Source organism: Mesorhizobium sp. B2-4-6, assembly GCF_006442775.1.
Lineage (GTDB): Bacteria > Pseudomonadota > Alphaproteobacteria > Rhizobiales > Rhizobiaceae > Mesorhizobium.
Map to the genome: position 1 here is coordinate 193,936 of NZ_VFVI01000004.1, position 23,550 is coordinate 217,485.

Sequence of the window (23,550 nt, forward strand, 5' to 3'; positions counted from 1 at the left end):
TGACAAGGTGAGAGAAAACCATGAAAATGTAGTCCGCCTTTTGGGCCATTTTTGGACAGTGCATTCTTTGCTGCAGAAGAAACGCGGTTGCGCAACGTCGGAAGCACTCGCCATGGTAAGTTATTCAGGTAAAATACTAATCAAAGTGGCGAGTTTTACTAAAGCGGCAGACGGCTATTTGAATAGCTGCCGGAGCCAGAGTGTGCGGCGCAGCATGGCAGAGTCGATCTCGTAAAATCGTTGGAAACCATATCTGCACGGCCTTGCTCCAGCCGACCCGCCTTAATAGAGTCGCAAATTGTTCCTGTCATAGTCTGCATGGGCAAGGAAGGCCGGAAGCAACCGGCCGGATAGGGCAGCCAGAAAAAGCTCTTTGGCGCAACGGGGAGTTACGCGGGTGGGTAAGTCGCAGCATCTGCATGCTCGTCTCGGTTGAGGGGCCGGCGAACATGTCTCTGCCGAAATTCATCGTCGGGATGATCTTCGCGCTGGCGATCGTCATCGGCTGGTCTTATTTCGATGGCGCATCGCCGGGCACCATCCTCCTTCGCGCCGTCGTCTGTGCCGTCATCATCCAGGTCGGCTATTTCCTCCTGGTCTTTGCCATGATCGGCGGAACCGCGCCGACATCGGACGACAAGGCCCGCGCGGCCGACCGCGGCACGATCCTGAACAAGGTCGCCGACGGTGAAAAGCTAAGCGCCAGACGCAGCCTCCACTGAACGTTCGACCGGCGCCGGGATCAGTCCCGTCTCGACCGATGACGCGCCTTCGCGCTCGGCCTGCTCGCCGGACAGCATCCTGGCTAGGCGGCTACCAGCCTTTGCCTTCAGCCGCCGATATTGTCCGACCTCGACGATGCGTCCGTTCTCGATGGCCACCACCCAGTCGGCGAAGGCAATCATCGACGGCCGGTGCGCGATGGTCAAAATCGTCATTTGGCCGCGCAGCGCCTCGATCGATTGGGCGATCAGCGACTGATTCTGCCAGTCGAGCGCGCTCGTCGCCTCGTCGAGGATGAGCAGCGAGGGCTTGCGCAGCAGCGCCCGCGCCAATGCGATGCGCTGCCGCTCGCCGCCGGAAAGCCGGACGCCGCGGTCGCCCACCACCGTCTCCAGCCGCAATGCCAAGCGCTCCACGAAATCGGCCGCATGGGCGTTGCGCAAGGCCACCCATAGTTCTTCGTCGCTGGCCGCGGGCGCGGCAAGGCGCAGATTGGCGGCGATCGTGTCATGCAGCAGGAACACGTCCTGCGGCACATAGGCGACCCGATCGCGCCAGGCTCTGCGATTTTGCGCCGTGATCTCCACGCCGTCGGCCAGGACGCGTCCCGCGGTCGGTTCGAGCAGGCCAAGCAGCATGTCGGCGATCGTGCTCTTGCCGGAACCGGAAGGGCCGATCAGCGCCGTCACCTTGCCGGCCGGCAGGCCGAAGGTGATGTCGCTGACCACCGGCTTGCCGTCGCCCTCGCCATAGGCGAACGCCACATCGCGGATATTGAGGCCGGTCTCGAGCGACAGTTTTGCCCCTTGTTCGGCCATGCTTTCTTCCGGCTCGCGCTCGGCATCGAAGCGGGCCTGGAGGCTTTTCATCGAAGCGTAGGCCGGCAGGTTGATCAGCACCTGCTGGGTCTGGAGCTGCATGTCCATGAAGCGCGGCGCGACCCGCATGAAGACCAGGAGCAGCACGACGATCTCGGCCAGCGACAGGTGGAAACGGACCAGCGCGACATAGATGAAGAGGCTGAGCCCAATCACGCTCGTAACCTGGAACAGGGCGGTGCCGAGCGAACTGTTGCGGACGAAAGCGATGTTGTCGGTCTTCATCTTGTCCAGCGTCGCGCCCAGCTCGGCGAAGTAGCTTGCCTCGACATTCAGGCTCTTGGCGACCTTGATGCCGCCGAGGAACTCGGAGACCGTGCGGTACTGATCCTGGCGACTGCCGGTCAGCGTGCGGCCATAGGCGCTGGCGCGCGCCCTGAACGGCTGCAGCGCAACCAGCAGCACCAGGCCGATGAAAATGGCGAAGGACGTCATCACCGGCGAGATGAACAGCGAGACCACGAGATAGCCGGTGAGAAGCAGCGTCGCCTGGGTCAGCATCAGCAGCGAGAAGGCCGCCACCTGCACCCGGTCGACATCGCCGTTCAACGCATGGTCCAGATCGGAGCCGCGGATGCGGGTGAAAACGCCCCAGCGCGCTTTGCCGACGCTCTCGAACAGGTTCATGCGCACGCGGTTGACGAAATCGTAGAGCAGCCGCGCCATGTAGACCGACTTGAAGCGGTTGAACGTCGCTTGCAGCGCCACCAGCGCGACGAACAGGCAGAGCACGGTCGCGAGCGACAGCGTTCCGCCGGGCGCCAGCCGATGCAAGGCCTCCGGCACCCGCACCGCGTAATCCTGGTCGGCCTTGCCGATCAGGCGCAGCAGCGGCACGAGCAGCAGGATCGAGATGCCTTCGGTGAGGCTGCCCAGGATCAGGAAGGCAAGCGCCGTCGCCGTGCGCCGTCCACCGATATGCGCCATCATGGCGCCGAAACCGGCGATGTCCCGGAAAAGCGACAGGCGAAACTTCGAGGACCGGCCCATGCCTTGGCTTACCTTGTCCCGGACGTCAGGTCGGCTTCGATCGCGGCGACCGCTTCATCGATCCGGGCGAGTCCGGCCGGCACTTCGAGGCGGCTGACGCCGACCCGTCCGGCGACCTGCGCGCATTGGCTAAGATGCGTGGCGGCAAGATCGCCGGGCAGCGCCTGCCGGCCGAACCGCGTGACATAGGAGAATTTGATGATCGCCGGCAACGCGGCGGCGCCGATCAATGGCGAGATCGCCGCCCGCCGGCCGCGCTCGAGCACATAGATGCGCGATACCGGCACAGCCTCGGCGGCAAATCCGTCATGCAGTCGATGCTGCGCCTTGTCGATCTGCGGATGCACCTGCGGACGCACCTCCGCCTGCTCGAGGCGAATGGCGCCGGCCGCGTCCGCCGCGAGCTTGAGCTGCGGAAATCCGGGCAGGATCATCGGCCGGTCAGGATCGGACAAATCCAGCGCCACGACGTCGTCGGTGAGCAGGCGGTGGCCGGCGCGGATCATCGCGCCCGCCGTCGTCGACTTGCCGGCGCCCTTGTCGCCCATGAAGATCACGCTCCTGCCGCCGACGGCAATGGCGCTGGCATGCAGGACGAGCAGCCCGCGCCGATGCAGGGCAAGCGCCATCACCGGCCCGAGCAGCGGAAAGGCGAGCAGCGGGTCGTCGATCCCCGGCGCCGAATCGACGTCGATCCGGCTGGCGTCGCTGATCATGAAAGTGCCGACCGCCTGCCAGGAAAGATATTGGCGCGTCGCCTCGAACCGGAACGCCGTGGCGCCCTGCGATGCGCCGTCGGGAAAGTCGACCGGCCTGATAGCGATCTCGAGGTCGGGTGTCGCCGGCGCCGTCGGTTCCAGTTCCGGCAGGGCCACTTCGGAGCTGACGATCAACCCGTAGGCCTTGTAGAAATGGCGGACGCGTCTCCCCGGCGCCGCCGTCTCGGTGGCTGGCTCGGGCCGCGCAAGGCAAGCGATCGGAAGATTCATGCGGGGCTTCCTTGGACTTGCCGCAGCCACAGCGACAGCGAAACCGAGCGCCAGACATGCTGGACGTCTGGCAGCGTCACCTGCTCGGGCTGGCGCAGCATGCGCTCATAGACCGCGTTCACTTCAGGCAGGTTGACATAGGGCGCGATCCGCTCGCTGTCCGATATCAGCAGGCTGTCCAGAAGCTTGCGGTGGTTGCCGAGCATGCCCTTGACCAGGTTGGCGGTGAAATCGATCTTGTCGCGCCGCCATTGCACCGCTGGCGGCAGAACGCCTTGCATCGCCCGTCGCAGCACATGGCGGCCAAAACCGTCCTTGAGCTTTTCCTCGCCGGGCAGCGCCAGGCAGAACTCGACGAGCGGCTTGTCCCAGAACGGATAGCGCGGCTCGACGCCGAAATTGGCGGCGGCCTTGTCGAGCACTTCGAAGGCGTGCGGCACCAGCCCGGTGGACAGAAGCCAGCGATGCGTCAGCGCTTCGCTGGCGCTGACGGAGGCGGGCATGTAGCCGCTGCGATGAAAGCGCTCGGCAAGGTCGGTGCGCCTGGCAAGGTCCGAATTGACCAGGCCCGCCCAGGCGCGCGGTGCCGATGCCGGCCTCCGCCGCACCTTGCCGACAAGGCGTCGGGCCATCGATCGCATCCGGGCGATCCGCCAGGCCGGTCCGTAGATGGTCAGGAACTTGAAATAGAGGGACAGCATGCCCTCGCCATAGGTGTTCGCAGCGCTGTGCAGTTCGCGCCACAACTCGAACCACCGGCCGGCATTGGCGAGTTCGTGAAGATGTCCATGGCCCTGCGAGACGACCTCGTCGCCGCCATGCCCGTCGAGAAGCACTTTGACACCCTTTGCACCCGCGGTCCGGTAAAGGTCGCGCGTCAAGGACAGGCCGGGGGCCAGGAACGTGCCCTCCTGCTCCTCCAGGATGCGCTCGAACTCGGCGAAGGGCGCGTAATTGCTCACCGCAATCAATGTGGCGTCGAGCGGATTGTCGTCGAGAACCGCATCGATGAACGGCTTCTCGTCCATCGACGAGCCCTTGTCGAAAACCAGCGAGAATGTCTTGAGCTTCGGGCCGCGCTTCGCCGCCGCCCTGAGACCCGCGAGACAGGCGATGGAGGAGGAGTCGAGCCCGCCGCTCAGCATGGCGCCGACGGCCGGCGTGCCGCGCATCCGGTTCTCCACCGATTGCGCGAAGAGATGCCTGAATTCCTCGGCCGCGTCCGAGCGCGGCGGCCGTTGCGACGGCTCGATCTGCCAGTAGCGCCGCAGCACCACCTGGCGGCCTGCGACCGTCATGCCGTGCCGTGCCGGCAGGCGGAAGATCTCGGCGTAGGGCGTGGCCTGCGGATCGTCCGGCAGGCCGGCGAGGAAGCCGGAAATCTGGTGCTCGCTGAGGCGCCTGCCGATGCCGTCCAGCGCAAGGATCGGCCCGATCTCCGAGGCGAACGCGAAGCGCCTGCCGGTCGAGTGATAGTAGAAAGGTTTGACGCCGAAATGGTCGCGCGCGCAAAACAGCGCCTGGCGCTCGCCGTCCCATATGGCGAAGGCGAAATCGCCCTGCAGATAGGTCGGGCAGGCCTCGCCCCATTTGAGGTAGGCGCGCATGATGAGCGTTGCGTCGGCGATCGACCGGTCGCGCATGCCGAGCCGCGCCAGAAGCTCGTCGCGATTGTCCAGCCGGCAGTCGGCGGTGACGGCGAGCTTGCCGCCGGCCATTGTCAACGGGCCGGGACCATCCTCGCCGGTCGTGTCGAGCCAGGCGTGGCCGAGCGCCACGCTGCCCTCCGTCCACCACGAGTTGCCGTCGCGAGCGCGGTGGCGCATGCGCGAAAGCATCTGCTGGATATCGCCGGCCGCGGCGGGCCGGCCATTGTCGCTGAGCACGATTCCGGCGACGCCGCTCATCGTTCACGACCCATGGTCGACCAGATGGGCAAATCCTTTGATCGAGCCGCCAAGCACGATGTGGTTGCCGCTCATCAGCCAGGCATGCGCCTTGAGCTCGCTGCCCGTTCCTTTCTCGATGCCGATGCTGATCCTCGAGGCGCTGCCCTGGCGGGCGAGCAGATACTGTCCAGCCAGCGCCTGGGTGAGGCAGCTGGCGCCCGGCACGAGCCGCGCCGCGGCGGCGACGCCCCATGCGACACGCCGCAGGTCGGCGATGCTGGCGTCGCGTCCGGCGTCCAGCCGCGTCATCAGGCTGCGGACACGGTTGTAGGAAGACAGCGTCAACGCGAACCGTACCGCGCTCACCACCGTCAGGCAGCGCGCCAGAAACAGCATTTCCTGGCCGCTCAGCGAGCGGAGTCTAGACCAGTTCCTCACTGTGGAGCCTCGCAAGCCCTGCTTCGCTCAGCCCCTTGAGCAAGCCCTCGACATCGGCCTTGCAGCGTTCGGCGTCGACATTGTAGCGCGCAAGCACTGCGCTGCGGATATCGAGGACCGATCGCGGCTCCTGGATCTGCTCCCAGATGAAGGCGCCGACGCCGTTCAGGCTGTAATAGACATTGGATTTCAGGTGGAGCAGCGCCAGTCCGGCGCCGAATTCGCAAGCCACCGCTTCGTTGGTCGCGACGACGCGGTCATGGTCCGAAGGGTTCCAGTTCATCCTAAAACCTCGTTGCTGGCCCGCCGCTCCGTCAGACGTTGCCGTGGATCGGTTGCCGACGATCCCCGCCAGGAAGCCGGGGGACAAAGCCCCCCGGCTCACCTGTTGGAGAACACCCGGAGCCCCAACTTTAGACTCCCGGATGCCCGTAAGCTTTACGAGAAAGTCAGCTCGCCGACCGGCGTGTGCGCGGGAAAGCTCGCGTCGAGCGCCGTCGTGCCAGCACCGCCCTGCGTGATCGTTTCAATCGAACCATGAACCGTCAGGCTGGGGGTTTCGTACTCATGCTTTTCAACATTCTGTTCCATTTTACTCTCCAATTAAGGACTGGAAGCGGCTGCAGGATGCCGCCAGCATATCGCTATGCTGCAATGCGATTGCTGCACGGCACCATCCATGAGTCAAGACTGATTTACCAGGCATTAATCAATTCTTGGTTGCGCTCGCCTTCGCTGGTGATCAAGGTGTAGGCGCCGTCATCCTAAACCTCAGCGGTCCTCGAATTCAACCGCAGGTCCTTGCTGTTTAAATAAGCGTCTGATTTAATTATGATAATTTGCTAGGCGAGAAATTCATTTCGCAAATGCGAAGAATTTGCTGCAAGAAATCGCCACGTTCCGGCTCGCATCGGCATGTCCCGGGTTGTCTTCAAAAGTGATTGAGCGTGCAGCGGTTTTAAACGCTGCGGTTGCAGTCGCGAGCCGGCCTCTGCCCGGTTTTGAGCGATCTCGTCAATTTTCCCGATGCTTTTCTTCGCAGGTGCGGTATAAACCGCGAGGGCGGCATTTTGCGGAGAACGACATCGGGCATGGCGATGCAGGATGGCTCCTATGAAAGGCTGCGCGCCGCCGGCTGCGCTAACGAAGTCGCCTATGTGCAGGCCTGCCTGAGGCTGTTTTTCGCGCCAGGCGTCGACATCCCGGGCGGCCGGGCCGACATGCCCGCGCCGACAATCTCGTCGGCCCCGGCAAGCTCAGCGATCCCCACGATCTCGGCAGCCCCAACGATCTCGGCAGCCCCAACAATCTCGGCAGCCAATGTCGCCGACATCGCCAGGCTGAACAAGGTCGCCGTCTTCCTGCTCAAGGCGCTCGCGCGTACGCCCGCGAATGCCGCGCCAGCGGAGTTGCCTGCCTGGCTCGACACATACCGCCGGCGCACCATGTCGATGAATGCCGCCTGCATCGGCGATTCGATGGCCATCGATCGCGTGCTGCGCGAGAGCCAGGTCGATTTCGTCTTCCTCAAGGGGCCGCTCCAGCAGCATCTGCTCTATGGCGACCACTTCATGAAGCCATCGGGCGACGTTGACATACTGGTTTCGCCGACCGGTTTCGCCAAGGCCCGCGATGCGTTGCGCACGATCGGCTATGAGGTTGCCGGCAAGTCGCGCTCGGTCTGGTGGGTGCGCTTCCTCGGCGAGCAGCATATGGTTCGCGAAGACGGCACGAGGGCCTCGACCGTAGACCTCCACCACCGGCTCCAGCAGCCGGGGTCGCCCAGCCCCCGCGACATCGACGGCTTCCTGCGCCGCAAGCGCGAAGTCGCGGTGGCCGGCGCCGCCATGCCGATCATCTCGGCGGCCGACACCTTGCTTTTGTCCGCGATCAGCGTCGCCAAGGCCTTTTTCAACCGCGAACCCTGCGCCGGCTATGTCTGCGACGTCAGGGCCAGCGCCAGCCGTCTGAGCGAAGCCGAGCAGCGAATGGTTCTCGACCACGCCGCCGAGCAGGGCCTGGCGGACACGCTGCTCTTGGGGTTGCGTGCCGCCGACGTGCTGCTCGGCGCCGCCGGCACGCTGCTTTCGGATCGCGCCGCCCGCATTCTGGCGCGCATCGACAACGCCGATCTCTTCCACATGGTGGTCGCGCCCTGGCTGGCATCGCTGCGCTGGCCGCAGCGACGCCATGTGCTGTGGGAGCTCTGCGGCCGCGAGCCGGTCCGTTACCTGGCTGAAGCCGGCTGGGCTGCCTCCGCCGACCTCAGCCGGCGCATCTTCGAGCGCCCGGCCACGATTGAGCCGGCGCGGAGCGAAATGATCAAAATCGTGGGCGGGGCGGCCACGCATGCAAGCGAAAGGTGAGCCCATGTCCGTGACGACGCCTGTGACGAGCCCGATGGCGACCTTGGGGGTCTGCGTCATCATCGCCGCCCGCAATGCGGCGCGCACGATCCCCGCCGCCATCGCTTCGGCGCTGCGCGAGGCGGAAGTCGCCGAAGTCGTCGTGGTCGACGACGCTTCCACTGACGACACCCGCGACGTGGCTTTGGCCGCCGACGACGGCAGCGGCCGGCTTGCCGTCGTCCGCCTCGACGTCAATCGCGGTCCTTCCGCCGCGCGCAACGCCGCTATCCAGGCTTCCAAATCGCCTTTCATCAGCATTCTCGACGCCGACGATTTCTTCCTCGAAGGCCGCTTCCGCCGCCTTTTCGCCAGCGCCGACTGGGATTTCGCGGCCGACAACATCATGCTGATCCGCGACGATGCCGCGACAGACTTTGCCAAGGTCGCCGCGCCGCCTTTCGCGGCCGATCCGGAATTTCTCGATTTCGAGCGCTTCATCGACGGCAACATCTCGCGCCGCCGCGTCCTGCGCGGCGAGCTCGGTTTCCTGAAGCCGGTAATCAGCCGGGCTTTTCTCGAACGGCATGGACTGGCTTACGATGAAAGCTTGCGTCTTGGCGAAGACTACGAGCTCTATGCGCGCGCTGTCGCCCGCGGGGCGCGCTTCAAGATCATCAAGTCCTGCGGCTATGGCGCGATCGTCCGCGCCGATTCGCTGAGCGGTCGTCATCGAACGCAGGATCTGAAGCGTCTTGCCGATGCCGACCTGGCGCTGCTGGCGCTCGACAACCTTCCTGAGCGCTCGAAGGCCGCGTTGCGGCGCCACGAGCGCCATGTCCGCGACAAATACCGGTTGCGCAATTTCCTCGACGTCAAAGCCGAGCGTGGGCTGGTGTCGGCTGCGGCCTATGCCTTCGCCAGCCAGTCGAATCTGATCCCGATCGTGCGCGGCGTCGCCACCGACAAACTCGACGCGCTGTTCCGCCGCACCGGGATTGCTGCAAAGCAACAAATACCGCCGAGGCGCTTCCTGATGGCGGCGACGAGCGCCGCAAGCGAATGATCTCGCATCACGCGGCAAGCCGTCGTCCCTCAAAAAATCCGCATTCGCAAAACTATGATGTTGCCTAGTCGCCGCGGTAGTGGCAGTCTATGCTGCAATGCAGCAATTTCGAAAGGCCGGCAGGATGGCTTCGATTTTTGGCTTCAGATCCCGGGATCCGGCTCGCGACCGGCAGACCGATCTCCAGCGTCTCGACCGGCTGGCGAAGCTGTTCGACCAGATCGCTGCCGAGATCGAGGCGGAGAAGACCGGGCTGGAGAATCGCTACAGGTCCACGGCCGCCAACGCGGCCTTTCTGGTCGAGGCGATGGAGAATGGTTCGGCGTCGACCAGCAAGGGCTCGGATGTCAGCGCGATGACGAATTCGATCCTGAACTGCGAGCGGCGCATTGCGGAGCTCGTTCGCCAGAAAGGCCTGGTGAAGGAACTGCGTCATTCGCTCGACGCGATCGTCGAGGATGGTGCCGATCGGTCTGCACCTCAGTCCGCGGCAAGAGGCTGACGGCGCCCTCGGGTGTCGTCATCGGCACGAGACATTAGAGGAGTTCAAGAGGGCGGAGGATCGGAAGCGGCTCGCTCGCGCGGACCAAGGAAGACTTTGGGTTGGGCGGACAACACAAGGTGAGTTTGTTATGAACGCAGATCCCAGCAACACCTCCTTCATGGCGGTGTGCGATAAGTCGCATACGCCCGGGAATGGACTAAACAGCCTGTGGCTCGGCGTGGTCGGCGCCCTGTTCGCCATCGCGGCGACCGTTGCGGCGAGCCTGCATCCGGCGCACGCGCAAGGGACGCAACAGGAGCTGCAAAGCGCGCCGTCCTTCGTCGACAATTTCTCGAATTTCGACCGGTCCCGCTGGTTCGTCTCGGACGGATGGACCAATGGCGCCCATCAGAATTGCACCTGGTCGAAGGATCTCGTGCGGCTTTCCGATGGCGTGCTGTCGCTGGGCTTCGAAAAGCGCAAGCTGAAGGATCGCGATTTCGCTTGCGCCGAGATCCAGACCAAGCAGCGCTACGGCTACGGTGTCTACGAGGCGCGCATGAAGACCGGCACCGGCTCAGGCCTCAACGCCGCCTTCTTCTCCTATATCGGCCCGCAGGACAAGCAGCCCTGGGACGAGATCGACTTCGAGGTCCTCACCAAGGATCCGTCGAAGGTGCAGGTCAACAGCTACATCCAGGGCAAGCCGAAGAACGGCAAGCTGGTCGACGTCGAAGGCGGCGCCGACAAGGGCTTCAACGACTACGGCTTCGTCTGGGAGAAGGACCGGCTGCGCTGGTATGTCAACGGCAAGCTCGTCCATGAAGTGACCAATCCCGACGAGTTGCCGACGCATTCGCAGAAAATCTTCTTCAGCCTCTGGGGCAGCGACAAGCTGACCAACTGGATGGGCGCCTTCGTCGATCCCGGCAGCAAGGTGACCATGGAGGTCAAGCGCGTCGCTTTCACCGCTTTGGGCCAGCCATGCCAGTTTCCGGAATCGCTGGCATGCAGCATAAGTAATTCCAACTAGGCATGATCCCGAAAAGTGGGAACTGGTTTTCGGATTAAGATCATGCCGAACCAACTAGGCCGTTGGGCCTGAGGGACATCTGAACCGGCCGGACCACCTTTTGTGGCCCGGCCTTTGACAGGAATAGAACCAAATGAATTTGACAGTGTTTGGGATTGGCTATGTCGGTCTCGTCCAGGCCGCTGTGCTTGCCGAGGTCGGTCACGAGGTGGTGTGCGTCGACATCGACGAGAAGAAGGTGGAGCGGCTCAACCAGGGCCTGATCCCGATTTTCGAACCGGGCCTGGAGGCCCTCGTCAAGGAAAACCACGCGGCCGGCCGCATCCGCTTCACCACGGACGCGGCAGCGGCGGTCAGGCATGGCCAGATCCAGATGATCGCGGTCGGCACGCCGCCGGGCGAGGATGGCTCGGCCGATCTGAAATATGTGCTCGCCGTCGCCGAGACCATCGGTCGTGAGATGGACAGCGCCAAGATCGTCGTCGGCAAGTCGACCGTGCCGGTCGGCACCTGCGAAAAGGTGAAGGCCAGGATCGCCGAGACGCTGAAGAAGCGCGGCCGCGAGGATCTCAACTTCGACGTCGCCTCGAACCCCGAATTCCTCAAGGAAGGCTCGGCGGTCGCCGACTGCATGAAGCCGGACCGCATCATCGTCGGCACCTCCAGCGAAGACACCGAGATGGTGATGCGCGAGCTCTACGCGCCGTTCAACCGCAACCACGAGAAGATGATCGTGATGGACGTGCGCAGCGCCGAATTCACCAAATACGCCGCCAACTGCATGCTGGCGACCAAGATCAGCTTCATGAACGAGATGGCCAATCTCGCCGAGCAGCTGGGCGCCGACATCGAGGAGGTGCGCAAGGGCATCGGCTCGGATCCGCGCATCGGCTACCACTTCATCTATCCCGGCCTCGGCTATGGCGGCTCCTGCTTCCCGAAGGACGTGCGCGCGCTGATCAAGACCGCCGAGGGCGTCAAGTTCGACGCCAAGCTGCTGCGCGCCGTCGAGGAGCGCAACAATGCGCAAAAGTCGGTCCTGTTCGACAAGGTCAACCACTATTTCAAGGGCGCGCTCAGGGGCAAGACATTCGCCGTCTGGGGGCTGGCCTTCAAGCCCAACACCGACGACATGCGCGAGGCGCCGTCGCGCACGCTGATGGAAGCGCTGTGGGCGGCCGGCGCCAAGGTCCAGGCCTACGATCCCGAGGCGATGCAGGAGTGCCAGGCAATCTACGGCCTGCGCGACGACCTGCTCTTGTGCGGCACCAAGGAAGCCGCGCTGCGCGGCGCCGACGCGTTGTTGATCTGCACCGAATGGAAGAGCTTCCGCGCGCCGTCATTCGACGCGCTCAAGGATGCACTGACGACGCCGGTCATCTTCGACGGCCGCAATCTCTATGATCCCAAGGTGATCGCGCGCTATGGCATCGAATATTTCTCGATCGGCAGGATGGCGGCGTGACGATGGTCGCAAGCCTCGAGAAAAACTGCAGCCGGAAACGACAGCGGGGCCGACAATGACCATGCGCGCAAAGCAGGAGGGTTCGATCTGATGGTGCTCGACGTTCGGCCCGAACAAATCGCCAGCGAGCATTTCGATCTCGTCGTCATCGGATCCGGCTTCGGTTCGTCCTTCTTCCTGCACGAATTCCTGAAGCGGCGCAAAGCCCGTGTCCTGGTGCTGGAATGGGGCCGCCACAACACGCATGAGTGGCAGCTCAGCCGGAACGCCAACACCGACATAGACGATGAAACCACCTACGATACCGACAATCCCGACAAGCCGTGGAACTACACGATCGGTCTTGGCGGCGGCACCAATTGCTGGTTCGCGCAGACGCCGCGTTTCCATCCCAACGACTTCAAGCTGAAGAGCACCTACGGCGTCGGTAACGACTGGCCGATCAGCTATGACGACCTCGAACCGTTCTATGGCGATGCCGAGGAGGTCATGTCGATCTCCGGCGATCCCGACATGGCGCGGATGTTGCCGCGCTCGCGGCCGTTCCCGCAGCCGCCGCATCGCATGTCGACGCCCGACCGCATGATGAAGGCGGCGCAGCCGGATCAGCACTTCGTCATGCCGACCGCCCGGGCGCGCGTGGCGACCTCGCAGCGCGCCTCGTGCTGCGCCAATCTCAGATGCTGGCTGTGTCCGGCGGACGCCAAGTTCACCGTCAACAACGGACTGATGCATGTGTTCCAGCATCCGGACGTCTCGGTCTGTCTCGGCGCCGAGGTGCGCCGGTTCGATCATGCCGGCGGTGCTGTCCGCTCCGTCACCTTCGTTCAGAAGGGCAAGGAATATTCGGTCGGCGGCGATCTCTTCGTCCTCGGCGCCAATGCCATACAGAGCCCCGCGATCATGCTGCGCTCCGGTCTTGGCGGCGAATTCGTCGGCTTGGGCCTGCACGAATCCTATGGCTGGAATTACGAAGCCTATCTCGGCGGCGTCGACAATTTCGACGGCTCGACCATCACCACCGGCCTGAATTTCGGCCTCTATGACGGGCCGCACCGGGCCGAGCATGCGGCGGCGCTCGTCTATTTCGAGAACCGCTGGCAGCACGGCATGCGCGCCGAGAAGGGAAGGCTGCGGCAGGTGCTGCCGCTTGTCATCGTCACCGAGAACCTGCTCGACCCGGAAAACCGCGTCGTGCTCGACAAGGACGAGAACGCCTTCGTGACCTTCAAGGGCGCGTCGGACTACGCCACCAAGGGCATGGCGAAAGCGCTGGAAAGGTTGCCGGAACTGCTCAAGCCGCTGCCGGTCGAACAGATTTTCGATCGCGGCATAAGGCCGACCGAATCGCATGTGCAGGGCACGTTGCGCATGGGCACGGGGCCGGCCGATTCCGTGGTCGACCGCGACATGATCCACCACCAGCTCAGGAACCTCGTGGTCGTCGGCACCAGCACCTATCCGAGCTGTTCCTGCGCCAATCCAAGCCTGACCGCGGCTGCCCTCTCCTTGCGGGCGGCGGGTAAGCTAGCGACATGAGGGAGGGGTCGATGAAGATCACGCGCCGCACCGCGCTGGCCATCGTCGCCGGCGGCATTGCCTCAACCGGCATCGCGGCCGCTGCAATGTCGTCCTTATCGGACGAGGATCTGGTTCGCGTCACGCTCGAAAGATATTTCGGGCCGCTCAACATGCGCATCGAGCACCTGCAGCAATTCGTGCTCGAATTCCAGAACCGCAACCCCTGGGTATTCCCGAGCGCCAAGGTGGCCGATGTGGTGACGCTGGCGGAAACGGTGAAACTCGGCAAGGCGCGCGAGCTGCTGCCCCAAGACAAGCGGCGCGACCTCCGCCATTTCGACCGCTGGGTCATCGCCGAGTTCCATATGCTGACCGATTATGCCTGGCGCAGCTCGCCCGACGATCCGATCCGCTTCACCGGCTGGCATCCATGCACCAATCCCTTCGCCAATCTCGATCTGCAGAATGCGTAAGGCAGGTGGAACAGAAGACAGTATGAGGTCACCAATGGCTGCATCGCGGAAACCGACGGTCACCGTCATCGTTCCCACCTTCAACCGGCAGAAGTTCCTGCCCGAAGCCATCGACAGCCTGCTCCAGCAGACCGTGGCCCCGGATCAGATTCTGATCGTGGACGACGGCTCGACCGACAATACCAGCGCGGTGGCTGCCTCTTTCCCCGCCCCGGTGGAGTATTACCGCAAGGAGAATGGCGGCAAGTCCACGGCGCTGAATTTCGCCCTGAAGCACTGCACGGGAGATTTCGTCTGGATATTCGACGACGACGACGTCGCGCACCCGACGGCGCTCGAGCGGTTCCTCGCTGCCTTCGAGCAGGAGCCGGCGGCCGATTTCGCTTTCGGCGAATATGCGCGTTTCCAGCAGTCGGCTCAGATCCAAGAGCAGAATTACGAGATCGTCGCGTTCGGCCACGTCAGCCAGGACAATTTCTTTCCGTCCCACCTCGAATATTGCCACGTCCACCAGCCGGGCCTGCTGGTGCGCCGCAAATGTTACGACGAGGTTGGAGGCTTCAATGAAACCCTTGTCCGGTCGCAGGACTACGAGATGATGCTGAGGCTTGCGCGCCGGTTCAAGGGCGTCAGGGTCGACGGCCTCATGTTCTTCCAGCGCCAGCACGACATGGTCCGCGGCAGCACCAAGGTGGTGATTTCCTATACCGACCGGATCAAGGCCTGGGGCTCGTACGACCGGGTCATCATGGAAGAAGTCTACAAGTCGGTCGATCTGCATGAGTATCTCGACCGCTCGGAGCAGGCCTTGCCGAAGACGGCCGATCTCGAGATGCAGGCATTGCTGCAGCGTTCGAGCATCATGGCCAGGAAGGGTCTATGGCACCACGCGGCCGAAGACATCCGCCGCTACGCCCAGCTTGCCGAGCGAGCCGGAAAGACGTCGCTCAGCGACAAGGAACGCGCCATCGTGCGGCGCACCTTCGAAGCCTATGACACGGGGCTGGCGTCCGCCCCCGCCGACGAATTCGTCTCGGCGGTGAAGGCATGGAAGTCGGGAGCGCTGAAGGCCGACATCGTCAGGGAATACATGCATTCGTTTCCCCACTACCTGGCGCAGGACTTGAAGGCGGGAAAGGTGATCCCGGCATCGAAGTTGTTGCGGGAGTACTCGACGCTGTCGCTTTCCGCCTCGGTCAGCCGCCTGTGTCAGGCAATGACTTCGAAGCTTCCATTGGCGCGCAGCGCAGGCTGATCGGCGCGCATGCTCATCCGCCGGGCCGGATTAGGAGTCGAATGATGAAAGTGCTTTTTGCGAGCGGCAACGGATACATTCCCGAGTTCACCGGCGGCGTGCAATCCAACACCCACCATCTGGTCGAACAACTGATCGAGCACGGCCACCAGGCATCGGTCCTCGCCTCGCTGTTCGGCGACGGCATGTTCGGCCTCAAGGCGCGCGCCAAGATGAAGCTGTTGCGGCAGCCCGCGGTTGTCGACAATTTCCCCGGCTATCCGGTGATGCGCGCCTGGTACCCCTGGGAGGCGGCCGGCTTCGCCGTCGAGAAAACCAGACCCGATGTCGCCGTCGTGCAGTGCCACAAGTCGGTCCTGCTCGGAAAGGCGCTTCTGGCCGAAGGCGTGCCGCTGGTCGTCTATCTGCACAATGTCGAATTCCACGAGCTCGCCGGCGATCCGCGCGAGCTCGGTTCGGCTATATACATCGCCAATTCGGAGTTCACGGCGCGCACCTACAACGAAAAATTCGGCATCGAGTCCATCGTTCTTCCGCCGACCATCAACGACGCGCTCTATTGCACGCACACGACCGGCGAATTCGTCACCATGATCAACCCCTATGAGGAAAAGGGTTTCGATCTGGCGGTCAAGATTGCGGCCGCCTGTCCGGAGATTCCCTTCCTGTTCGTGGAAAGCTGGAAGCTGGACGACGACCACCGCGCCCGCATCGAGAAGACCATCGCGCCGCTCTCGAACGTTACGCTCGAAAACCGCACCAACGACATGAAGACGGTCTATGGCCGCACCAGGATCCTGCTTGCCCCGAGCAAATGGGAGGAAGCCTGGGGCCGCGTCGCATCCGAGGCGCATTGCAGCGGCATCCCGGTCGTCGGATCGAAGCGTGGCGGCCTGCCCGAAGCCATCGGGCCCGGCGGCGTGTTGCTCGACTACGATGCTCCGGTCGCCGACTGGGCCGCGGCGGTCCGGCGCCTGTGGAACGACCGCCCGGAATACGAACGGCTTTCGGCCGCGGCTATCGCCTTCTCCAAACGCCCGGAGCTCGACCCCGCGCGGCAATTGGTCGTGTTTCTCGATCTTCTCGAAAGGGCGGCCCGGCAGGGCGTCCGCCGCGCCGCCTAATTTCTTATGCCGGGCGCTTCACCCGGTTCTTCAGCGCCTGGTAGCCGCGCTCGCCGAGCAGCGCGCGCGCCGTCGCCTTCACGGCCTGCTTTCGCCCGTCGAGTGAATTGATTTGTCTCAGCCGCGCCGGCAGGTTGCGCGCCGCCTGCTGCAGCGCCGGCAGCGACATCGGATCGGGCAAGCTCACCATGTTGGTTTCGACGCACAGCACCGGCTTGCCGGAGAGCTTCGCGATCCTCTGCGCCTGCTCGTGCTCGCTCTCGATGAACAGGATGGCGTCCGACTTGCGGTAGAATTCGGCCTTGAAGCTGCCATGCGCGCCGAGCCGCTGCCGCTCGGCCTTGTTGGGCAGGTCGAGCATGATGAGATGATCGTATTTGATGTCGCGGCTGGCGAGCCATGCCTCGGTCAGCTTGCGGTATTTCTCCAGCCGGCTCGTCACCAGCCAGCCGATCTTGCGGGTCGGCCCGAGCAGCGGCCGCGCCTCGGCCAGGAATTTCTCATAGGCCGGGCCGTCGTCGTTTTCGTCCTCGGTCGGATCGAGGCAAAGCACGCCGTCAATGTCGACGCAGCACTGCTCGAGGAAGACATGGTGCATGAAATTCCACTGGAACATCCTGGGATGCGGCACGGCCTCGAAGACCATGTCGGTCTCCTCGTGTCGCAGCGACAGCCCGAACACGGCCGCGAAGATGAAATCGCCCTCGATGCCGCTGGCAGCGACTTTTTCGCGTGCATCGCGCATCGCGGTGCCGCCGATGATGCTGTCGTCGATCACCAGGATCTTGCGCATCTCGGAAGCCTGCCGGTCTAGGCCCGCCCAGCGTTTCGTGATCCCGGACGTATAGATCCTGCCGGCCAGGAAACTGTCGAGATCGGTCATTGGGATGTTCGCGATCAGGCTGACCATGGTGCCGGCGAGGATGCCGCTCCTCGGCACGCCGACGACCAGGTCGATGTCGCGCGGCAGCCGGTGCAGGTTGCGCACGATCGCGTCGTTCATGTCTGAAATCGATCGGTAATTCATGCGGTTATCCCTGTCCTGAAGTCAGCGTTTCGCGAGCAGGCCGGGCTCATTTGGCCCCGCTCGGGGCTGCGAGGACCCCTCGTGCCGGGATCAGCCGCAAGGCCTCGCGAAGCGCTTCGCGGCCGGCGCTGAAGGCAAGTGCGATAAGAATGGTGGTGAGATAGGAGAGCGCCGCGCCGGCGGCCAGCGCAACGACGGGCGGCGCCTGCAGCATCGGTTTGGCGAGCCAGACCAGGCCGAACGCCAGATGCGCGCCAAGCACGAAAGGCAATGCCGCATGAAGCACATGGCTGGCCTTCAGCGGTCCGCGCCTGCCGACATAGAGCCATAGGAAGGGCGTGCGCATATATTCGCTGATCGCGTAGGCGACTGCGACGCCGAGCGCGCCGTAAGGCAGGCCGATGACGAAGGCCAGCACCGAGGTCACGGCGGTGACGATGCCCCAGCGCATGAAGTCGCCTGAGCGGCCCTGGCTTACGAACAGCCATCCCGCGGGGTTGTTGAGCGGCTGCAGCAATCCGGCAAAGCCCAGCGCCAGGAAGATCGGCGCGCTTCCCCGCCATTGCTCGCCGAGCACGAAGGGGATGAGCGTGTCCGACATGGCGGTGGCGAAGGCGACACCCGGAAGCGCGACCAGAAGGATAAGCGGCATGACGCGCAGATAGGCACTGCGGTAGCGGTCCGGCTCGTCCTTCAGCCGCGACAGTGCCGGCACCATCACCTTCGACAGCGGGTTGGTGATCTGGCTGAGCGGGAAGAGCAAGAGCTTGTAGGCGCGGTCGTAGAGGCCGAGCTGCGCCTCGCCCCAGTATTTGCCGATCAGCACATTGTCGAGGTTGCGGGCAAAGAAATTGGCGAAGTTGAAGCCGGTGATGCCGGCGCCGAAATTGATCAGCGCGCCGATGCCTTCGACCTTGCGCGGCAGGCCGGGGCGCCAGCGCGAGGAGTACCAGTAGCACAGCGTCGGCAGCACGGCGCTTGCCAGCGTGCCGGCGAAAAGCGCCCAATAGGAGCGATCGATGAAGGTCCAGGCGATCGAGACGCCGACACCGACGATGGCGCTGGCGATGTCGATGATGGCCAGCCGCGTGAACTCCATTCGGCGCGTCAGCAGCGCCACATGCTGGGCTCCCAGGCCATAGGCTATGATCTGCAGGCCGAAGGCGGCGACGAGGCCTGTCACGCGCGGCTCGCCATAGAAGGCGGCGACCAGCGGCGCCGAAGCCGCAAGCACGCAGGCAAGCAGCGTGCTCACCGCCACGTTGATCCAGAACAGGTAGTTGACTTCTTCGTGGCGGATGCCGGTCTTCTGGATCGTCGCCTGGGTCAGGCCGAAATCCTGGAACAGCGCGATGAAGGCAAGCACCGGCGCGCACATCGCCACGACGCCGAAATCCTGCGGCGACAACAAGCGCGACAGCACGATGACAGAGATGATCTGCGTCGCTACCCGCACGCCTTGCGCCATCGCGGTGACGACCGCGCCGCGTCCGACCGATTTGCGCAGAGAGCCCTCAGGCGGATCGAATGCGCTGGTTTCCAAATTCAGGATCCCTGATCTTGCATCGGTCCGACATCGTCGCGACCGGCGCCCGCCGCCATGCATAAGCTACCGCAATACGTTTTTGCAGTGCAACAAAAAATATGCGGGCATTTGCTACGCCGCACCAAAATTGTTGCGATGCAGCAAAAGCTGTACTAGCATCCCGATGGGTGGGCCCAACAGCGGTCGAGTTACATGCTGCATGTCTTGTACCTTGTGCATGACGTATCCGACCCGGCGGTGCGCCGGAGGGTTCAGATGCTCAAGGCAGGCGGCGCCAGGGTCACCCTGGCGGGCTTCCGCCGCACCACCAGCCCGGTCGCCGAGATCGAGGGTATCGAGCCGGTCGACCTTGGCGCGACGCGCGACGGCCGATTCGCGCAGCGCATCGGCGCGGTCGCCAAGGCAGCCGTGTCGATCGGCGCGAAATTGGGCGCCGTGTCCAGGCCCGATCTCATCATCGCGCGCAACCTCGAAATGTTGGCGCTGGCCCGCCGCGCCAATGGCGCGCTCGGAGCGAGCGTGCCGATCGTCTATGAATGCCTCGATATCCACCGTCTGGTGCTGCGCGACGATTTCGTCGGCAGGACGCTGCGTGGCGCCGAACGTCATCTCGCCCGCGACGTGAAGCTTCTGGTGACGAGCTCGCCGGCCTTCATCGCCAATTATTTCGAGCCGTTCGGGCAGATCGTCGCACCTGTCGAACTGATCGAGAACAAATATTTCGAGGCGGCATCCGTTGTCGCCGCGCATTCTTTCGAGGACGACAGCCCGGCGACGCCGCCTTGGCGCATCGGCTGGTTCGGCGCGCTGCGCTGCCGCCGCTCGCTGGAGCTGCTGGCCGATTTCACCCGCCGCCAGGTCGGGCGTTTCGAGGTCGTGCTGAGAGGCCGCCCGGCGCTGTCCGAATTCCCGGACTTTCAAGGTTTCGTCGAGGCCGAGCCCTGGCTTTCGTTCGAGGGGCCTTACCGCAATCCGGAGGACATGGCCGCAATCTACGGGCAGGTGCATTTCTCTTGGGCGATCGATTTCTTCGAAGCCGGCCAGAATTCCGAATGGCTGCTTCCCAACCGCCTCTACGAGGGCTGCCGCTTCGGCGCCGTGCCGATCTCGATGGCGGACACCGAAACCGGCAGGTTTCTGAAGCAGCGGGATATCGGCGTGCTTTTGCCCGAAGCGACGCCCGAAGGCATCGAGGCGATGCTGAGCCGGATGGATCAGGACCGGTACCGCGGCCTGAAGTCGCGGGTCTTGGCGCGCAATCCCAGGACCTGGAGCTACGACCGCAGCGACTGCGCGGCTTTCGTCGACAAGCTGCGCGGCCTCGCCGCGATGCCTTCAAATTTTGCGGCGACGGAGGCGGCGGCGTGATGGCAGGAGACGCACAAGAACCGATGACACAGGCCGCCACATCGATCCTGATCGTCATTCCCTGCCTCAACGAGGCGGATCATATCGGCGGCCTGCTCGACCAGTTGCGGCCCGCTGCGGCGCGGCTCGGCGGCCGCATCGTCGTCGTCGACGGCGGCAGCACCGACGGCACGCAAGCCATCGTCGAAAAGATCCTGGCGAAGGATGCCCGGGTCGTCCTGCTCGCCAATCCGAAGCGCCTCCAGAGCGCCGCCATCAATCTCGCGGTGGCGACCCTCGGCGAAGGCGCCGACTACCTCATCCGCATCGACGCGCATGGCGGTTATCCGGACGATTACTGCGAGCGGCTGGTCGAGGAAGCGCTTGCCACCGGCGCCGATTCGGTCGTCGTTTCGATGCTGACCGCCGGTACCGGCGCCGTGCAGAAGGCGGTCGCGGCGGCGCAGAACTCCAAGCTCGGCACCGGCGGCTCGAAGCACCGGCACATGTCCGAGGGCGAATGGGTCGACCACGGCCACCACGCGCTGATGCGCATCGCCGCTTTCAGGCATGTCGGCGGCTACGACGAGAGCTTCAGCCACAACGAGGACGCCGAGCTCGACTACCGCCTGCGCCAGGCCGGCTACCGCATCTGGATGAGCGGCCGGACGCAGATGGTCTACTATCCGCGCTCGACGCTGAAGAGCCTTTATTTCCAGTATCTCGGCTATGGCCGCGGCCGCGCCAGGAACGTCCTGAAGCATCGCATGGTGCCGAAGGTTCGTCAGATGATCCCGCTGCTGGTTGCGCCCGTGGTGCTGCTCGCGCTGCTTTCCTTCGTCCACTGGATCGCGGCGGTGCCTTTCCTTTTGTGGATGGCCGTGTGCCTCGGTTACGGGCTGATGACGGCGCTGCGCCAGCGCAACGCCAGCATCGCACTGGCCGGGGTCTCGGCGATGGTCATGCATTTCGGCTGGTCCGTCGGCTTCTGGCAGCAGCTTCTGGCGTCGCGCTCGCAGCGCAAGGTGGCGTGATGGCCAGCCACTCGATCGACATCTGCATCTGCACCTTCCGCCGGCCGGAGCTGGCCGACACGCTGCGCTCCGTGGCCGCTCTGGAGAAGCCGGAGGGCGCGGTGATCGGCGTCGTCATTGCCGACAATGACGACGAGCCCAGCGCGCATAAGCTGGTGAAGGCACTGGCCGAGGAACTGAAATTGCCAGTCCGCTACCGCCACGCGCCGGCGCGCAACATCTCGATCGCCCGCAACGCCTGCCTCGACGCCAGCGTGTCGGACTTCGTTGCCTTTATCGACGACGACGAGACGGCGTCGCCCGGCTGGCTGGCCGAATTGATGGCGGCGGCCGACGCCACGGGCGCCGCTGCGGTGCTCGGACCGGTGCGGGCGCATTATCGCCAGGATGCGCCGGACTGGATGCAAAAGGGCGACTTCCATTCCACCTTGCCGGTCTGGGTGCGCGGCGAGATCCGCACCGGCTACACCTGCAACGTCCTGCTCAAAATGACCGATGCGAGCCTGCGTGGCCGGCGCTTCAGCCTGGCGCGCGGCCAGACCGGCGGCGAGGATACCGAGTTCTTCGATGCCATGGTAAAGGCCGGCGGCCGCATCGCCTTTGCACCGGAGGCTTTCGTCGACGAGGTCGTGCCGCGCGCCAGGGCCGCGTTCGACTGGCTGCGCCGCCGCCGCTTCCGCTTCGGCCAGACGCATGGCCACCTGATCGGGCGCGGCACCGGCGGCGTGCGCCGTGCCGGCCAGGTGGGACTGGCTTCGGCCAAGGCCGTCTATTGCTTCGGCATGGCCATTTTGACCGCGATCAGCCCGGTTCGACGGAACCGCAGCGTGCTGCGCGGCATTATGCACGTTGGCGTCATCAGCGGTTTGGTCGGCGTCCGCGAAATCCGCCAGTACGGCCTCACTTCGCCAGAACAAGGGAACAAGCGTGCAGCCTGACGTCAGCTTCGTCATCGCCGCCTACAATGCGGAGGCCACTCTCGACCGCGCCATCGCCGGCGCGATCGGGCAACTTGGCGTGACCGTCGAGGTCATCGTCGTCGACGACCAGTCGCGCGACGGCACGCTGGATGTGGCGCGCGCTTATCCGCAAGATATCGTCAAGGTGGTGACGCTGCCCGCCAATCGTGGTCCTGGCGGCGCCCGCAATGCCGGCCTCGACCTGGCGCGCGGCCGCTGGGTGGCGGTGCTCGATTCCGATGACGCGGTCCTTCCCGACCGCTTGGCCACGATGATCTCGCGCGCCGAAGCGGCGGATGCGCAAATTGCGGTCGACAATGTGCAGGTCGTGCGCGAGGACGGCACGCCCGACGACGTCATGTTCCCGGCCGGCTATCTCGAAGGCCTGCGCGAAATCTCGCTGGCCGACTACATCGCCGGCAATCTGGTCTTCGAATCGCGTTTCAATCTCGGCTATCTGAAGCCGATCTTCCAGCGCCGCTTCCTCGACGACAACAGTCTGCGTTACGACGAGAAGCTGCGCATCGGCGAAGACTACATCCTGCTGGCGAGCGCGCTGGCCAGCGGCGGCCGCTGCGTGGTTGAGCCGACCGTCGGCTATGTCTACCACATCCGCACCGGCTCGATCTCGCGCGTGCTCGAATTGCATCACGTCGAGGCGATGACGCGCGCCGACGCCGCCTTCGCGGCTGCATATCCCATGGACAGCAGCGCAAAGGCGGCCTTCGTCAAGCGTGGCCGCAGCCTGCGTAAGGCGTCGTCGTTCCTGTCCCTGGTTCGGCACATCAAGGCGCGTTCGCCGCTCAAGGCGATCGGTACGGTGCTCAGGGATCCGGCCGCGATCGGGCATATGGGTATGCCTATCGCCGTCCGGCTCAGAAGGGTTGCGGCGCAGGTTCGCCGTCGGGGCGGGGAGACGAAGCACGCCGGCATTTTCATAGCCAGCGATAAGTAGGAATCTTTT

At 64.2% G+C, this 23,550-nt stretch carries 21 protein-coding genes and 1 pseudogene; 14 read left to right on the forward strand and 8 right to left on the reverse strand.

The genetic code is table 11. The features are described from left to right. Positions 1–449 precede the first annotated feature (449 nt). Positions 450–722, forward strand: a complete 273-nt coding sequence (locus FJ957_RS13920) for an exopolysaccharide production repressor exox (RefSeq protein WP_140832196.1) — start codon at positions 450–452, stop codon at positions 720–722. Here the strand turns inward: FJ957_RS13920 and FJ957_RS13925 are convergent. The 6 genes from FJ957_RS13925 to FJ957_RS13950 form a co-directional block, all read right to left on the reverse strand. After that, on the reverse strand, positions 696–2,591 hold the full coding sequence (locus tag FJ957_RS13925) for an ABC transporter ATP-binding protein (RefSeq protein ID WP_140832198.1): 1,896 nt from the start codon (positions 2,589–2,591) through the stop codon (positions 696–698). The genes FJ957_RS13920 and FJ957_RS13925 overlap by 27 nt on opposite strands. A gap of 8 nt (positions 2,592–2,599) precedes the next feature. Continuing rightward, a complete protein-coding gene (locus FJ957_RS13930) occupies positions 2,600–3,580 on the reverse strand; it encodes a serine kinase (protein WP_140832200.1) in 981 nt (326 codons plus the stop codon). Continuing rightward, positions 3,577–5,487 (reverse strand): lasso peptide isopeptide bond-forming cyclase, encoded by a 1,911-nt coding sequence (locus FJ957_RS13935; RefSeq protein WP_140832201.1) that lies wholly within the window; start codon positions 5,485–5,487, stop codon positions 3,577–3,579. Before FJ957_RS13935 ends, FJ957_RS13930 begins: the two co-directional genes overlap by 4 nt. Positions 5,488–5,490: 3 nt before the next feature. Further along, positions 5,491–5,907, reverse strand: coding sequence for a lasso peptide biosynthesis B2 protein (locus FJ957_RS13940; protein ID WP_246685843.1), 417 nt, complete (start codon positions 5,905–5,907; stop codon positions 5,491–5,493). After that, positions 5,891–6,190, reverse strand: coding sequence for a PqqD family protein (locus FJ957_RS13945; RefSeq protein ID WP_140832203.1), 300 nt, complete (start codon positions 6,188–6,190; stop codon positions 5,891–5,893). The genes FJ957_RS13940 and FJ957_RS13945 overlap by 17 nt, the downstream gene beginning before the upstream one ends. A gap of 155 nt (positions 6,191–6,345) precedes the next feature. Next, entirely contained in the window at positions 6,346–6,498 is a 153-nt protein-coding gene (locus tag FJ957_RS13950) for a lasso RiPP family leader peptide-containing protein (protein ID WP_095769314.1), read from the reverse strand. Between the two features lie 500 nt (positions 6,499–6,998). Here FJ957_RS13950 and FJ957_RS13955 point away from each other — a divergent pair, with 500 nt between their 5' ends. The 9 genes from FJ957_RS13955 to FJ957_RS13995 all read left to right on the forward strand — a co-directional run bounded on the left by FJ957_RS13955 (position 6,999) and on the right by FJ957_RS13995 (position 16,673). Then, positions 6,999–8,273 carry a nucleotidyltransferase family protein gene (locus FJ957_RS13955; protein WP_140832205.1) on the forward strand — a complete coding sequence of 425 codons (1,275 nt, stop codon included), beginning with the start codon at positions 6,999–7,001 and terminating at the stop codon, positions 8,271–8,273. A 4-nt stretch (positions 8,274–8,277) separates the two neighbouring features. After that, entirely contained in the window at positions 8,278–9,318 is a 1,041-nt protein-coding gene (locus tag FJ957_RS13960; RefSeq protein ID WP_246685844.1) for a glycosyltransferase family 2 protein, read from the forward strand. 124 nt (positions 9,319–9,442) lie between these two features. After that, positions 9,443–9,820 carry a hypothetical protein gene (locus FJ957_RS13965; protein ID WP_140832208.1) on the forward strand — a complete coding sequence of 126 codons (378 nt, stop codon included), beginning with the start codon at positions 9,443–9,445 and terminating at the stop codon, positions 9,818–9,820. A gap of 130 nt (positions 9,821–9,950) precedes the next feature. Next, the gene (locus FJ957_RS13970) at positions 9,951–10,835 is read left to right on the forward strand and encodes a glycoside hydrolase family 16 protein (RefSeq protein ID WP_140832211.1); all 885 of its coding nucleotides are present in this window, start codon (positions 9,951–9,953) and stop codon (positions 10,833–10,835) included. Positions 10,836–10,968: 133 nt separating this feature from the next. Then, positions 10,969–12,300 carry a UDP-glucose/GDP-mannose dehydrogenase family protein gene (locus FJ957_RS13975; protein WP_140832212.1) on the forward strand — a complete coding sequence of 444 codons (1,332 nt, stop codon included), beginning with the start codon at positions 10,969–10,971 and terminating at the stop codon, positions 12,298–12,300. A gap of 90 nt (positions 12,301–12,390) precedes the next feature. After that, the gene (locus FJ957_RS13980; RefSeq protein WP_140832214.1) at positions 12,391–13,839 is read left to right on the forward strand and encodes a GMC family oxidoreductase; all 1,449 of its coding nucleotides are present in this window, start codon (positions 12,391–12,393) and stop codon (positions 13,837–13,839) included. A gap of 11 nt (positions 13,840–13,850) precedes the next feature. Next, complete coding sequence (locus tag FJ957_RS13985; RefSeq protein WP_140832215.1) at positions 13,851–14,294, forward strand: hypothetical protein; 444 nt, start codon at positions 13,851–13,853, stop codon at positions 14,292–14,294. Positions 14,295–14,328: 34 nt separating this feature from the next. Continuing rightward, the gene (locus tag FJ957_RS13990; RefSeq protein WP_181180566.1) at positions 14,329–15,549 is read left to right on the forward strand and encodes a glycosyltransferase family A protein; all 1,221 of its coding nucleotides are present in this window, start codon (positions 14,329–14,331) and stop codon (positions 15,547–15,549) included. Positions 15,550–15,593: 44 nt separating this feature from the next. Next, entirely contained in the window at positions 15,594–16,673 is a 1,080-nt protein-coding gene (locus FJ957_RS13995; RefSeq protein ID WP_140832218.1) for a glycosyltransferase, read from the forward strand. A 4-nt stretch (positions 16,674–16,677) separates the two neighbouring features. Here FJ957_RS13995 and FJ957_RS14000 read toward each other — a convergent pair whose 3' ends face one another. Beyond that, positions 16,678–17,700 (reverse strand): phosphoribosyltransferase, encoded by a 1,023-nt coding sequence (locus FJ957_RS14000; protein WP_140832220.1) that lies wholly within the window; start codon positions 17,698–17,700, stop codon positions 16,678–16,680. 46 nt (positions 17,701–17,746) lie between these two features. Further along, positions 17,747–19,243 (reverse strand): lipopolysaccharide biosynthesis protein, encoded by a 1,497-nt coding sequence (locus FJ957_RS14005; protein ID WP_140832222.1) that lies wholly within the window; start codon positions 19,241–19,243, stop codon positions 17,747–17,749. Between the two features lie 195 nt (positions 19,244–19,438). Here FJ957_RS14005 and FJ957_RS14010 point away from each other — a divergent pair, with 195 nt between their 5' ends. From FJ957_RS14010 to FJ957_RS14025, 4 genes and pseudogenes are all read left to right on the forward strand, one after another. Further along, positions 19,439–20,614 (forward strand): glycosyltransferase family 4 protein, encoded by a 1,176-nt coding sequence (locus FJ957_RS14010; protein WP_140832223.1) that lies wholly within the window; start codon positions 19,439–19,441, stop codon positions 20,612–20,614. 23 nt (positions 20,615–20,637) lie between these two features. Beyond that, positions 20,638–21,627, forward strand: coding sequence for a glycosyltransferase family 2 protein (locus FJ957_RS14015; RefSeq protein ID WP_140832225.1), 990 nt, complete (start codon positions 20,638–20,640; stop codon positions 21,625–21,627). Beyond that, entirely contained in the window at positions 21,627–22,565 is a 939-nt protein-coding gene (locus FJ957_RS14020; protein ID WP_140832227.1) for a glycosyltransferase, read from the forward strand. The genes FJ957_RS14015 and FJ957_RS14020 overlap by 1 nt, the downstream gene beginning before the upstream one ends. Continuing rightward, positions 22,555–23,527 (forward strand): annotated as a pseudogene (locus FJ957_RS14025) (glycosyltransferase family 2 protein). The gene FJ957_RS14020 and the pseudogene FJ957_RS14025 overlap by 11 nt, the downstream one beginning before the upstream one ends. Positions 23,528–23,550 lie beyond the last annotated feature (23 nt).